This is a genomic window from Actinokineospora sp. HUAS TT18, assembly GCF_051364635.1.
Lineage (GTDB): Bacteria > Actinomycetota > Actinomycetes > Mycobacteriales > Pseudonocardiaceae > Actinokineospora.
On sequence record NZ_CP195645.1, the window covers coordinates 3,888,132 to 3,901,133 of the forward strand.

7 protein-coding genes are annotated in these 13,002 nt (G+C 72.2%); 3 read left to right on the forward strand and 4 right to left on the reverse strand.

The genetic code is table 11. The annotated features are described in order from the left end of the window. Window positions 1-36: 36 nt before the first annotated feature. Window positions 37-1,314, reverse strand: coding sequence for an aminotransferase class V-fold PLP-dependent enzyme (locus ACSHT8_RS17330; RefSeq protein ID WP_436491852.1), 1,278 nt, complete (start codon window positions 1,312-1,314; stop codon window positions 37-39). A gap of 39 nt (window positions 1,315-1,353) precedes the next feature. Beyond that, on the reverse strand, window positions 1,354-4,329 hold the full coding sequence (locus ACSHT8_RS17335; protein ID WP_436502088.1) for a glycine--tRNA ligase: 2,976 nt from the start codon (window positions 4,327-4,329) through the stop codon (window positions 1,354-1,356). A gap of 60 nt (window positions 4,330-4,389) precedes the next feature. Between ACSHT8_RS17335 and ACSHT8_RS17340 the strand changes: the two genes are divergently transcribed. Next, window positions 4,390-5,100, forward strand: a complete 711-nt coding sequence (locus ACSHT8_RS17340; RefSeq protein ID WP_436491853.1) for a thioesterase II family protein — start codon at window positions 4,390-4,392, stop codon at window positions 5,098-5,100. A gap of 42 nt (window positions 5,101-5,142) precedes the next feature. Here ACSHT8_RS17340 and ACSHT8_RS17345 read toward each other — a convergent pair whose 3' ends face one another. Then, complete coding sequence (locus ACSHT8_RS17345) at window positions 5,143-7,914, reverse strand: helix-turn-helix transcriptional regulator (protein ID WP_436491854.1); 2,772 nt, start codon at window positions 7,912-7,914, stop codon at window positions 5,143-5,145. A gap of 667 nt (window positions 7,915-8,581) precedes the next feature. Here ACSHT8_RS17345 and ACSHT8_RS17350 point away from each other — a divergent pair. Next, window positions 8,582-10,735 (forward strand): CHAT domain-containing protein, encoded by a 2,154-nt coding sequence (locus ACSHT8_RS17350; RefSeq protein WP_436491855.1) that lies wholly within the window; start codon window positions 8,582-8,584, stop codon window positions 10,733-10,735. Next, window positions 10,728-12,206: an esterase/lipase family protein gene (locus ACSHT8_RS17355; RefSeq protein ID WP_436491856.1), complete on the forward strand. Its 1,479-nt coding sequence runs from the start codon at window positions 10,728-10,730 to the stop codon at window positions 12,204-12,206. Before ACSHT8_RS17350 ends, ACSHT8_RS17355 begins: the two co-directional genes overlap by 8 nt. Here ACSHT8_RS17355 and ACSHT8_RS17360 read toward each other — a convergent pair. Then, complete coding sequence (locus ACSHT8_RS17360; RefSeq protein WP_436491857.1) at window positions 12,203-12,943, reverse strand: SDR family NAD(P)-dependent oxidoreductase; 741 nt, start codon at window positions 12,941-12,943, stop codon at window positions 12,203-12,205. The two genes, ACSHT8_RS17355 and ACSHT8_RS17360, sit on opposite strands and share 4 nt — an antisense overlap. Between the last annotated feature and the right edge of the window lie 59 nt (window positions 12,944-13,002).

Here is a 13,002-nt window from a genome sequence, read left to right on the forward strand (position 1 = left end):
TCGGGTGACGAGGGCGTTACGGAACGCTCGCGGAATTCACCTCAGGGCCTTGACCAACTCGTCGACGTCCTCGTCGGAGGTGGCGATGCTCGGGCCGACCCGCACACGCCGCTCCCGGTACGGCGTCACCGTCGCCGAGACGCCGCGCGCGTGCAGCGCGGCGACCACCGCCTGCGGCTCCTGGCCGTCGACGTCGAAACACACCAGGCCCGCCGAGTCCGCCGCCGGGGTCCGCAGCTTGATCGACGGGATGCCCGCGAGCCCCGAGCGCAGCCGCTCGACCTGTTCCCTCGTTCGCGCGGCGACCCGTTCCCGGCCGATGGCGAGGTGGAAGCGGAACGCGTCCGCCAGGGCCCAGCGGTGTTCGAACGAGTGGTAGCCGCCCGGGGTGAACAGCGCCGCCGTGGTCGGCCCTGGCGGCGTGCCGTCGAGCCACTCGACGAACGCGGGTCCGCTGAACGACGGCAGCACCGGGTCCACCTGCGCCCAGGCATCGGCCTTGCCCCAAACGATCCCGGTGCCGCGCGGCCCGAACAGCCACTTGTGCGTCCCCGAAACCAGGAAGTCACAGCCAAGGTCCGCGACCCGCTCCGGCGCCACCCCGAGCCCGTGCACCGCGTCGACACACAGCAGCGCGCGCTCAGCGGGCGCCCGGTCGGCGTTGTGGGCGGCGACGACATCGGCGATGGCGCGGACCGGCACCTTCACCCCGGACACCGAGTGCACCCACGTCACCGCCACAACCCGCGTCGACGGCGTCAGGCCCGCCTTGATCCGCGCGACCATCTCGTCGGCGGTCGCCTTCTCCGGCTCGTCGTAGAGCGACACCCGGCGCACGGGGACACCGCGCATCCGCAGGGCCTGGTGGGTGGAGTAGAAGTCGTGCTCGGTGGTCAGCACGTCCTGACCAGCGGCGATCTTGACCCCCGCGTAGAGCAGGCCGAGTCCCATGGTGGTGCTGTCGGTGAGCGCGATGTCCGCGGCGTTCCCACCGAGATACTCCGCGGCTGCCGCCCGAACCGCGTCCTCACCGCCACCTTGGGCGTCGAGGTAGGCGTGGGTGTCCTTGTCCAACTCCGCGCGGTGCTTCTCGATGGCCTCCGCCACCGGACGCGGATGCGTGGCCAGCACATACGCGGAGAACTGCCGGACGTCGCGCGTCAGCGGGAATTGCGCGCGAACCGACGCCCAGTCCTTCGGGTCGAAGGCGGGCTGCGCGGTCGGCGCAGTCGGTGCGGGCTCTGCCGTGCACCCGGCAGCGACCAGCCCGACCGCGCCTGCCGCTAGGACCCGCCGCCTGCTCAGCTCCACCATCGGGCCAGTATCGGCCAAACAGGCAGGCGGGGTGTAGAACTAGCCCTCCAGGCTCGTCGTGAGCGCCTGCCAGTCCAGCACGGGCGCGGCCAGGTCGCGGATCGAGGCGAGCAGGCCGAGGCGGGCGGCGCGAACAGCCGGGTCCTCGGCCATCACCAGGATCTCGTCGAAGAACGTGTTCACCGGGGCGGTGAGCACCGCCGCCGACGCGACGAAGCCGGCCAGATCCGTGCCCGCGGAACCAGCCTTGACGAACGCCTCGTGGAGGGCGATCTCGGCGGGCTCGGTCAGCGCCGCCGGGTCGTAGCCGACCACCGTGTCGGCGGGGACGATCCGACGGACGCGCTGCAGGGCGGCGGCCAAGGCGGCGAAGTCCGGGTCGGTGACGCGCTTCGTCAGCTCGGCCAGCGTCTCGTCGGCCGTCGCGGGGGCCTGGGCCAGCGGGAGGACGGCCGCGACGAGGTCGTGTGCGTGGCCCGCGTCGAGCAGTTGCTGTTCGAAGCGGCGGATCACGAACTCGGCGACGTCGGCCAGCACGGCGTCGCTGACCTCGATGCCCTGTGCGCGGACCCGGGACGCGGCGGCGGAGAGGCCACGGGACAGCGTGATCGCCCGCAGGTCGGGGAACGCGCGCAGGATCGCCACGACACCCGCGGCCGCGCGGCGCAGGCCGAACGGGTCGGAGCTGCCGGTCGGCTTGGCGCCGATGGCGAACAGGCCCGCCAGGAGGTCGAAGCGGTCGGCCAGGGCCAGCAGCGCACCCGGGACGGTGGTCGGCACCGCGCCGCCGCCGGTGCGCGGCAGTTCCATGTCGAACAGCGCCTGCGCGACGGCCTCGGTCTCGCCTGCGCGGCGCGCGTACTCGCGGGCCATCGTCCCGGCCAGGCTGGTCAGCTCGATGACCATCTGCGAGCCGAGGTCGAACTTCGCCAGCTCGGCGGCACGCGCGAGCGTGTCAGTGTCCACACCGGACACATCGCTCGCCAGATCCTGTGCCACCGCGCCGATCCGGTCGGCACGCTGGGCGACGGAGCCGAGCTTCTCCTCGAAGGCGAGCTTGGCGATGCCCTCCTTCATGGTGGCCAGCGGCGTCTGCAGGTCGGCGCGCCAGAAGAACGCGGCGTCCTCATACCGGGCGCGCAGCACGGCCTCGTTGCCCGCGCGCACCTTGTCGTGGTCGCACGCTCCATTCGCGACGGCCACGAAGTGCGGCAGCAGCACGCCGGACGCGGCGCGCACCGGCAGGTAGCGCTGGTGCTTGCGCATGACCGTGGTCAGGATCTCGGCGGGCAGCTCCAGGTACTTCTCGGCGAACGAGCCGAGCAGCGCGTTGGGTTCCTCGACCAGGTTGGTGATCTCGTCGACCAGCGCGGACTCGGCCTCAGCGTCGACGTCGCCGCCGACGGTGGCCGCCAGCTCGCGCGCGGCGGCGACGATGCCCGCGCGACGCTCGGCCTGGTCGAGCACGATCCCGTGCGTGGCAAGGAAAGCCGGGTAACCCTCGGCCGACGTCACCGCGACCGTTGGCTCGGCGGCCGTGCGGTGCACGCGCGTCGTCGTGCCCGCGGTCAGCGCGGACACCGCGACCGGGACCGGGGTGTCGCCGAGCAGCGCGACCAGCCAGCGGACCGGGCGGGTGAACGAGAGCTTCGGGTCGCTCCACCGCATGTTCTTGTCGGCGCGCAGATCGCCGACGACCTCGCCGAGGATGCCACTGAGCACCTCGACCGCGCCGCGCCCGATCTCGGGCTTGGTGATGCCCACATAGGACACCCCGTCGACCTCGATCTTCTTCAGCTCGGCCGGGTCGACGCCCTGGCCGCGCGCGAAGCCCGCGGCGGCCTTGGTCGGGTTGCCGTCGGCGTCGAACGCGGCGGACTCGCGCGGGCCGCGCACGGTGCGCTCGGCGTCCGGCTCCCGCGCGCCGACGGACTCGACGAGCGCGACGACGCGGCGAGGGGTGGCGAAGGTCGTGATGTCGCCGTGCGCGAGGCGGGTGGCCGCGAGCTTGTCGGCCAGCGCGGCGCGCATGGACTCGGCGGTGCGGTCGACCTCGTGCGGCGGCAGTTCCTCGGTGCCGATCTCGAACAGCAGCGTGCGCTCGCCGTCGACCTCCGCGAACTCGACCGGCGCGGCGGCGACGGCGGGCACGTCCGCGGTTCCCAGCGGGTGCCCCAGTTCCGCGCGCCGCTCCGCCCACAGCGTCGCGACTTCCCTTGCCAGGCCACGCATCCGCGCGAACGCCTTGGCGCGCTCGGTCGTGCTGACGGCGCCCCGCGCGTCGAGGACGTTGAATGTGTGCGAACACTTGAGCACGTGGATGTGGGCGGGCACCGGCAGGCGGAGGTCGAGCAGCCTGCGGGCCTCGCCCGCGTATTCCTCGAACAGCCGCCGCTGCGAGTCCACATCGGCGTCGTCGAGATAGAACCGGCTCATCTCGTACTCGGCCTGCCCAAAAGCCTCGCCATAGGAAATTCCGGGCGCGTAGGAGATATCCGCGAAATGGTCCACACCTTGCAGCGCCATCATGATGCGTTCGACGCCATAGGTGATCTCGACCGAAACCGGGTCGAGCGTCATTCCACCCGCTTGCTGGAAATAGGTGAACTGGGTGATCTCGAGACCATCAAGCCACACCTCCCAGCCCAGCCCCCACGCGCCGAGCGCGGGCGAGGCCCAGTTGTCCTCGACGAAGCGGACGTCGTGGGCGCGCACGTCGATGCCGAGGGCCTCCAGGCTGCCCAGATATAGCTCTTGCGGGTTACCCGGGTCGGGCTTGAGGATCACCTGGAACTGGGTGTGGGTCTGCAGCCGGTTCGGGTTCTCCCCGTACCGGGCGTCGTCGGGGCGCACGCTGGGCTCGACGTAGGCCACCCGCCACGGCTCCGGCCCGAGCACGCGGAGCACGGTCGCCGGGTTGAGGGTGCCCGCCCCCACCTCGGTGTTGAACGGCTGCACCACCATGGCGCCGCGCTCGGTCCAGTACCTGGTCAACGCGAGCAACGCGTCCTGCATGGTCAGCACAGTGCAACCTCATCTACGAACCTGGAGGGGATGTCGGGCAGTCTAGTGCGTATGCGCACCAGCCCCGACCTGTGGTTCCGCCGCTTCCACCCGGCCCCCGACGCCGCCAGTCGGCTGATCTTCCTGCCGCACGCGGGCGGGTCGGCCAGCTACTACTTCCCGTTCTCCCGCGCGCTGTCACCCGACGTGGACGTGGTCGCGGTGCAGTACCCCGGCAGGCAGGACCGGCTGGCCGAGCCGATGGTCGACTCGGTGGTCGGTCTGGCCGAGGCGGTGGCGGAGTTGATCGAGCCGTGGCTGGACCGCCCGGTCACCCTGTTCGGCCACAGCATGGGCGCTTCGGTGGCCTACGAACTGGCACTGCGGGTGCCGGTGTCCCGCCTGGTCGTGTCCGGCCGCTTCGCACCGAGCGTGGCCCGCGACGAGTCCTTCCACACCCTGGACGACGCCGGGATCCTGGCCAGGACCCGCGAGCTGGCGGGCACCGAGGCCGAACTGCTCGACGACCCGGACATCGTGGCGATGGTCCTGCCCACGATCCGCAACGACTACCGCGCCGCCGAGCTGTACCGGGGCGCGCCCGGCGCCCGGATCGACGCCCCGATCCTGGCCATGACCGGCGACGCGGACCCGCGGACGACGATCGACGAGGCCAAGCGGTGGGCCGACCACACGACGGGGGCGTTCGACCTGGAGGTCTACCCGGGCGGCCACTTCTTCCTGAACGACAATCTGCCCGCGATCGTGAACCGTCTGCGCTGACCGGGTCGGGCGGAGCCCTCCAGCTCCGCCCGACACCCCCGGTTAGCGGTCCTCCGCCAGCAATTGCCGCGGAAGCCCGGCAGGCAGATCCGTCCGGCGAGTCACCTTCAGCTTCCGATAAACCCTGGTCAGATGCTGTTCCACCGTGCTCACCGTGATGTAGAGCTTCCCGCCGATCTCCCGGTTCGTGTGCCCAAGCGCCGCCAGCACCGCTACCCGTCGCTCGGCTTCGCTCAGCACGTCCATGCTGAGGTTCTCCGCCTCGGACTGGTAGGTCTCCACCTCGCGGGCGGGGTGCAGGTCGCGGCTGAGGGGCTCGGCCTGACATCGCTTCGCCATCTGCAGCGCCCGGCGTGCGACTGCCCTGGCCTTCTCGCAGGCCCCGGTGTCCTGGTGGGCCTGGCTGAGGTCCGTCAGCGCCCTGGCCAGCTCGAACCGGTCGCCGCCCGCGTGCAGCAGGTCGACCGACTCGGCCAGGATCGACACGCGCCGGTTCGGTTCGACGGTCGCGGCGAGGATGCGCATGGCGACACCCCGGTTGCGGGCACCGCGGCACCCCGGCAGGGCCAGGTGCTCGGTGATCAGCGCGCGGGCCGCCTCCCGGTTGCCCAGGGCGAGCTGCGCCTGCGCGGCACCAACCCGCCAAGGGGCGATGGCGGGCAGATCGATCGACCAGCGGCCCATCAGCTCGCCGCAGCGCTGGAAGTCGCTGAGCGCGGCGTGCGGGCGGTCGGTGGCCAGGTAGTGCGCGCCCCGCGCGTACAGGTACTGCAGGCCGAACTGGGTCTGGAAGACCGCGTCGGCGACCGGTTGGCGCAGCAGTGTCGCGGCGAGCTGGTGGTCGCCCATGGCGGTGGCCGCGGCCACGCGCACGGCGAGCACCGAGCCCATCACCACGCCCCAGCCCTGGGCGGACACCGCGTCGGCGGCCACCCTGGCGAACTCGGCCGCGGCGGGCAGGTCGCCCTGGCGCAGCGCGATCTCGCCGCGCAGCGCGCCCAGCACGGCCTGCCAGGTGACCGCGCGCCTGCTCGTGGCCTCGGCCAGCAGCGCGTCGCACACGGTGGCCGCGCGGTCGATGCGGTCGGCGTGGACGAGGGCGGCCAGCGCGCACAGCTGCGCGCCGAACGCCTGCTCACCGAGCCTGCAGCTCTGCAGGATGTACTCGGCGGCTCGGGCGGTGTCGCCGTCGGCAGAGCCGGTGCGGATCGCGTCGAGCACGGCGGCGCCGCGGCTCCACGGGTCGTCCGTGCCGGTCGGACGCGGCATGGACTTGATCCGGTCGGTCGCGCCGGGGGTGATGAACGACAGCCACCGCACGACCAGCCCGAGGTAGCCCGCGGCCTGGTGGTCCGGGTCGCAGGCGACCGCGGCCAGCCCGGCCAGGGTGCCCGCCAGGTCCTCGGTGTTGCCGTACCAGGTCAGGAACTTGGCCAGGTGGACGGCGTTGTGGTCGGCCAGGGTGCCGCTGGCCCGCGCGTCGAGAAGCGGGGTCACGTGGCGCAGCGCGGCGGCCGGGTTCTCCCGCCACTCGACCCGCAGCAGCTGCGTGACGATGTCGGCGTGCTCGGTCTCGTCGGTGCAGGACCGGGCGGCCAGGTCGAGCCGGGCCATGGCCAGGTCGAGCCGGTCGGCGACCTGCGCCTCCTGCGCGGCGTGGCGCAGCGCGGCCACCGCCCACTGGCCGTCGGCCTGGTCGGCGGCCACGAGGTGGTCGGCGACCTGCGCGGCGTCGGCGCCGTCGTGGTGCAGCAGCCAGGCCGCCCGCAGGTGCCGCGCGGCGCGGTCGGCCTTGCCGAGGCCGTGCAGCACCGCGGCCTTGGCCACGGGGTGGCGGAAGCGGCCGCCGTCGAGCAGCCCGGCCAGTTCCAGCACCTCCAGCACCGACGCGGCGGACTCGGTGCTCATGTCGAGCAGCCTGCCGACCAGCGCGGGGGTGCCCGCGTCGCCCAGCAGCGCCAGGCCGCGGGCGACCTCGAGCATCGCGGGCTCCCAGCGGTGCAGGCAGGAGATTACGGCGTGCCCGTAGGCCTGGCCGACGGCCATCTCCTTCTCCCGGCCGCCTCCGGTGCGCGTGGCGGCCCGATAGTCCTCGATCAGCGCGGTGGCCAGCAGCGGGTTACCGCCGCTGAGCGCGTGGTGGACCGGGGCCAGGGTGCGCGCGGTGGCCGCGTCGAGCTCGGCGCGCAGCAGGTCCTCGACGCCGCGCTTGGAGAGCGGGGCGAGCCGCAGGTGGGTGGTGTTGGGCTGGCGGGTGACCTCGGCGCGGAACACCGCGCGGGTCGGGCGGGGCAGTGCCCACTCGGTCAGGATGATCATGACCCGGGCGAAGCGCATCCTCCGCTGCAGGTAGAGCAGGGCCTGCAGGGACGGTCCGTCGGCGAACTGCACGTCGTCGACGCAGAGCACGACCATCGTGGTCTTGGCCGCCTCCATCAGCGCGGCGCACAGACCTTCGAGGATCAGCGCGCGGGACCGGCCGATGCTGACTGGATCGGGCCGGGCCGCGTCCGCCGGAGCGGTGTCGCCGCTGAGGAGCGAGGCGACGTTCGCGGCCACGGCCTCGGGTAACGTCTGCGCGCTCGCCAGCTGCTTGAGCACGCCGAAGGCAAGGCTGTGCTCCGCGCGTGAGCCCGTCGCGGTCAGGACGGTGGCGCCCTTGCCCGCGGCGTGCTCGGCGAAGGTGTGCAGAAGTTCGGTCTTGCCGCTGGCCACCCCGCCGCTGATCAGCGCGACCTGCCCCCGGTTGCGCGCACAGTCGGCGAAAAGCCGGTTCAGGGTTCTCAGTTCCTCGTTCCGCTCGACCAGCGCCATCCGTCGCCTTTCCCCTGTGAGCCCACCTCGGCCCAGGCGTCGCCTCCGCACCCGGACCGAAGTCACTCAGCGTGACCAGTTTTTCCCGTTACCCCACGGTCGAGACTGAATCTAACGGCATCACGAGCAATTGTGGAAGGTTTCCCAAGTGCCCGGGTGAGCTTTCCTCGATCTTGACTGCCACTCGCTTTTCCTGTCCGCCGTTCGGTCCATTCCACTCATCCCTCGGTCGTACAACGGCGAGCCAGGTCGGTGAAGCGGCAACAACTTTCCCACATGGGGCGCGTGCCGTCTCGAACTTTGGAGGTACACGCCGAGAAGCGTTGGGAGGTTGGCCAGTTTCCAACCGTGAACCTCAAGACCAGATCAAGTCCCCAGTGGACCCGGTTCGGCCAACCGTCCCGAAACGGACACCTGGGCGGGGTGGCCCGGCAACCCACCACACAGGACTGACAGCACCGCTCCACCATTTCGCTAACTGGCGGTAACCAATACGGGATAACGCCGCCGATTCCGGAGCGAAACGGATCACATTGTTTCTGTAACCACCCCGCTTGGCAAAGAATTTTCCGGCCCGCATGCGCGTGCCGCGGTTTAGCGGGCGCACCCGCGCGGGCTTACCGTCACGGAAGTGGCTACGTTGGCGACCAACAGTGAGGAGGCTGCGATGTGGGAACCGGACCTGGCCCGGCTGATCACCCTCCTCGTCGACCCCGCCCGTCACCGCGAGGCCGCCGCACTGCTCGCCGACGCGCCGAAGTCGCTGGCCGCGGCGCGGCTGCGCCGCAAGGTCAAGTCCGCCATCGAGCGCGGTATCCGGCCGTTCGACCTCGCGGGGAAACTGACCGACCACGAACTTCCGGTGGTGTTGCGGGCAATCGGCCCATTGCTGGCGTCCGACCGGCACCGGGCGACCGCGTCCGCCGCGCTGCTGACCGCGCTGCGCCCGAGGCCGTACCCGACGAACTCCGGCTATGGCAGGCCACCCGACACCGGATATGGCCAACCTCTGCCATACGAGCCCACCGACGAAGCGCCACACAAAGGTGTGGGGCCTCGGCGCCCCCGGCCCGTGTGGCCCCGGCCGACTTGGCCGCGGCCCGAATTTCCCCCGCCGATCCACGGCCACCCCGGCGACGTCCCGATCCGACCGTCCGATCCGGACTATCCGATCGTCCCCGGTGAGCCGGACCCGGAACAGACCGGCGCGTTCCCCGTCGTCCCCGGCAAGCCGGACCCCGCGCACACCTTCCCCGACACCGGCACCCGGCAGGCGTGGCCGAGCCTGGTCTTCCCCGCCGCCGTCGCCGCCGACGAACAGTTCGACATCGTGGTCGGCATCGGCCCGCGCCAGGACATCGAACTGTTCGGCACCGGCGCCTTCGCCGTTCCCGACACCTCGGTCATGCTCGAGGTCGTCCTCATGTACGACCCGACCGCGTTCAGGCCGGTCGGCTGGGCCAACCCGATCCGGCTCGCGATCACCCCGACCGTGCCCTACCCGGTCGCCACCGTGCGGATGACCGCGCTGGGCGACCCGAACCTGCGCGCGCGCCGCGACATCGGCGCCTCCTTCTATGTCGACGGCGGCCTGCGCGGCTACGCCTCGCGCTCGATCGAGGTCACCGGGTCACCCTCCGGCGTCGTCCCGCTGTTCGACGGCGGCCTGCTCGACATCGGCCCGCTGCTCGCCCAGGACGCGCCGGACCTGGTCGTCATCGTGGAGCGCGGCGAGGATCTGCGCGGGCAGACCCTGTTGTGGAGCACCAGGAGCACGGTGCCCGGCGTCCCGGCCGCGCCCGGCCCGTTCCGCAGCGAGATCGGCGAGGACCCGGCCGCCTTCGCCCGCCGGGTGCGCCTCGACGTCGGCGCGTTCGGCGGCGACGCCCGCGGCACCACGCTGAAACTGATCGGTGTCGGCCGCACGATCGCCGAGCACATCCCGGACGAGGTGTGCGCCGTGCTCGCCGCGACCGCCGCCGCGCGCGATCCCGCGCCCGCCACGGTGCTGCTGCTCAGTTCCGAACCGCACGTCCCCTGGGAACTCGCCGTGCTCGATCCGCCGCCGCCCGGCAGCCCGTTCCTGGGCTCGGCCATGGCGATCGGCCGGTGGGTGCTGGCCCGCCGCAAGCCCCGGCCGACCCCGCCGACGCAGGTGCGCGCCGACCGGCACCTCGTGGTCACCGCCCGGTACGAGGGCGTCCCTGGCTGGGCGCGGCTGCCGTCGGCCGAGGCGGAGGCCGAGGCCCTGCGCGCGGCGTACCCGCCCGCCGTCGAGGTCCAGCCGCTGCACTCGGCCGTCCTCGACTGCCTGGAGGCCGGGCCCGCGGCAGGCGTGCTGCATTTCGCGCTGCACGGCAAGTACGACCCGGAGAACGCGCAGGACGGCTTGGTGCTGCTCGCTCCGTCAGCCGCCGACCCGACCCGGCTGGTACCAAGGTTCCTGCAGCCCGACCAGGTCTCGGCGATGGAGTTCACCACCGCGCCGTTCGTGTTCCTCAACGCCTGCCAGGTCGGGGCGGCGGGCGAGGTGCTCGGCGACTACTCGGGCCTGGCGAAGGCGTTCCTGTACGCGGGCGCGGCGGGCGTCGTCGCTCCACTGTGGAATGTCAACGACGAGGCGGCCAGCGCCATCGCCGAGGCGTTCTACCGCGACGCCTACGGCCCGAACGCTCTTCCCCCGGCGGAGATCCTGCGCCGGGCGCGCGCGAAGGTGACGCGCACCGACTTCCCGGATTGGCCCGCGACCACGCTGGCCTACCAGTTCTTCGGCCATCCTCGCCTGAGGCTGCGCCGCGACCAGGGGGTACCCAATGGCTGAGCCGCTGCGTCCTGATGGGACGGCCGTCCGCGTGGGCGACATCGTCGTCGTGTCACCGGGTCTGACCGGACAGGTCGAGGTCCTGCTGCCGGGCACCGACGGCCTGCGCGCCGCCGAGGACGCCCGCGCGGCGCTGCTCGGCGCGCTGGCCAGGGAAGGGTTCACCGAGCAGCTGACCGTGCGGCTGATCGACCCGGTCGAGGTCCCCGAACTGGCGTCGGGCACGAGCCGGTCGACGAGTCTCGGCGAGCCCGCGATCACCGTCGAGGTCCCCGGTCCCGGAACCGGACTCGGCCAGCTGATCCTGGCCTCCGATGAGGACGGCGCCCTGAGCTGGCACCTCCCCGACGACATCGACCCGGTCGACGTGCCGACCCGCGGCGCCGACCGCCGCACCTACACCTTCGCCCGCGCCGTCGCGCTGGTCGTCGACCCCGGCGCGTCCCGCGGCCTGATCGGCGCGTTCGGCTCGAAACTGTTGAAGGTACTGGTCTTTCCGCTCATCGACCCGGTGCTCGGCAAGGTCGGCGACCACTTCGTCGGCCGGTGGGAGCAGCGCAACCGACAGGTCGGGCCGCGCCAGTTCACCGCGGCCGACCACCGCGTGGCCGCGTCCGCCCCGGTCGACTGGTCCACTTTGCGCGCGGGACCCGCGCTGCTGTTCCTGCACGGCACCGGCAGCCAGAGCCACACCGGCTTCGCCACGGTGCCCGACGACCTTCTGTCCACTTTGCACACCCGCTACGGCGGCCGGGTCTTCGCCTTCGACCACCACACCATCGCCACCGACCCGGTCGCGAACGCGCGCCAGCTGGTCGAGGCGGTCCCGGCAGGCGCGGGCCTCTCGGTCGACATCGTCGCGCACTCGCGCGGCGGCCTTGTCGGCCGCGCCCTGTGCGAGTTGCCCGGCGAGATCGGCCTGACGCCGGACCGGCTGATCGTGCGCACCCTCGTCATGGTCGCCACGCCGAACGCGGGCACGCCGCTGTGCGACCCCGCGAACGTGACCAAGTGGCTGGACCGCATGACCAACCTGCTGCAGTGGGTGCCGGACAACGGGATCACCGACACGCTGGACGTGATCCTGACCATCGCCAAGCAGGTCGCCGTCGGCGCGTTCAAGGGGCTGGACGGCCTGATGTCCATGGACCCCAAGGGTTCCTTCCTCACCGAGCGCCTCAACCAGCCTGCCGCGCACCAGACCGTCTATCGGGCGATGGCGTCCAACTACGACCCGCCGAAGGGCTCGTCCCTGCTGCGCAGCGCGCGGAACGTGGCCACCGACGCGGTGTTCGGCGCGGCGCACAACGACCTGGTGGTGCCCACCGACGGGGTGTTCACCGAGAACGGCGCGGGCGGCTTCCCGATCGCCGACCCGGTGCTGTTCGACGCGACACACGGCGTCGACCACAGCGGCTACTGGACCCGGCCGGAGTTCGCCGCGGCCGTCGACCGCTGGCTCGTCGGCTAACGCGGCATCCGGCGCCAGATCGCGCGCGGCAGCACCTTCATGACCGCGAAGATCGGCCGCAGCGCGCCGGGGACCCAGACCACCTGCCGTCCCTTCCCGAGCGCGCGGACAGTCGCGTCGGCGACCTGGTCCGGCGTGCTGGAGAACGGCGCAGGCGACATGCCCTCGGTCATCCGCCCGATCACGAAACCGGGGCGAACCAACAGCAACCGGACACCGGAGCCCGCAAGCGCGTCGGTGAGTCCACAGGCGAACCCGTCGAGCCCGGCCTTCGCCGACCCGTACACATAGTTGGCCCGCCGCACCCGAACCCCGGCCACCGACGAGTACACCACGATCGTCCCGCGCCCCCACTCGCGGAACATCGCCGCGAGGTGGGTGAGCACCGCGACCTGCGCGACGTAGTCGGTGTGGACCACCGCTACCGCGTGCTCGACGTCGGCCTCCGCCCGCTTCTGCGAGCCCAGGATCCCGAACGCCACGACCGCCGTCTCGATCGGACCGTGTTCGGCGACGATCCCGTCGAGCACCGCGCGCTGCCCGGCCAGGTCGTCGGCGTCGAACTCGACCCGCGCGACCGTCGTGGCGCCCGCCGCCCGCACGGCGGCCTCCTCGGCGTCGAGGTCGGCGCCGCGGCGGGCGGCCAGCACGACCGTGCGCGCGCCCTGCCGAGCGAGCCGCACGGCCACCGCGAGCCCGATCTCACTGCGGCCACCCAAGATCAACACTGGTCCCATGCGGCCAGTCTGCCGGCCCGCGGGTTTCCGAAGGTGAAACACAAGATCGAGTGACGTGT

Coding starts and splice junctions, on each gene's coding strand:
- ACSHT8_RS17340 (WP_436491853.1), top strand. CDS start 4,390: ATGCGCACCAGCCCCGACCTGTGGTTCCGCCGCTTCCACCCGGCCCCC.
- ACSHT8_RS17345 (WP_436491854.1), bottom strand. CDS start 7,914: ATGGCGCTGGTCGAGCGGAACGAGGAACTGAGAACCCTGAACCGGCTT.
- ACSHT8_RS17360 (WP_436491857.1), bottom strand. CDS start 12,943: ATGGGACCAGTGTTGATCTTGGGTGGCCGCAGTGAGATCGGGCTCGCG.
- ACSHT8_RS17335 (WP_436502088.1), bottom strand. CDS start 4,329: ATGCAGGACGCGTTGCTCGCGTTGACCAGGTACTGGACCGAGCGCGGC.
- ACSHT8_RS17330 (WP_436491852.1), bottom strand. CDS start 1,314: ATGGTGGAGCTGAGCAGGCGGCGGGTCCTAGCGGCAGGCGCGGTCGGG.
- ACSHT8_RS17350 (WP_436491855.1), top strand. CDS start 8,582: ATGTGGGAACCGGACCTGGCCCGGCTGATCACCCTCCTCGTCGACCCC.
- ACSHT8_RS17355 (WP_436491856.1), top strand. CDS start 10,728: ATGGCTGAGCCGCTGCGTCCTGATGGGACGGCCGTCCGCGTGGGCGAC.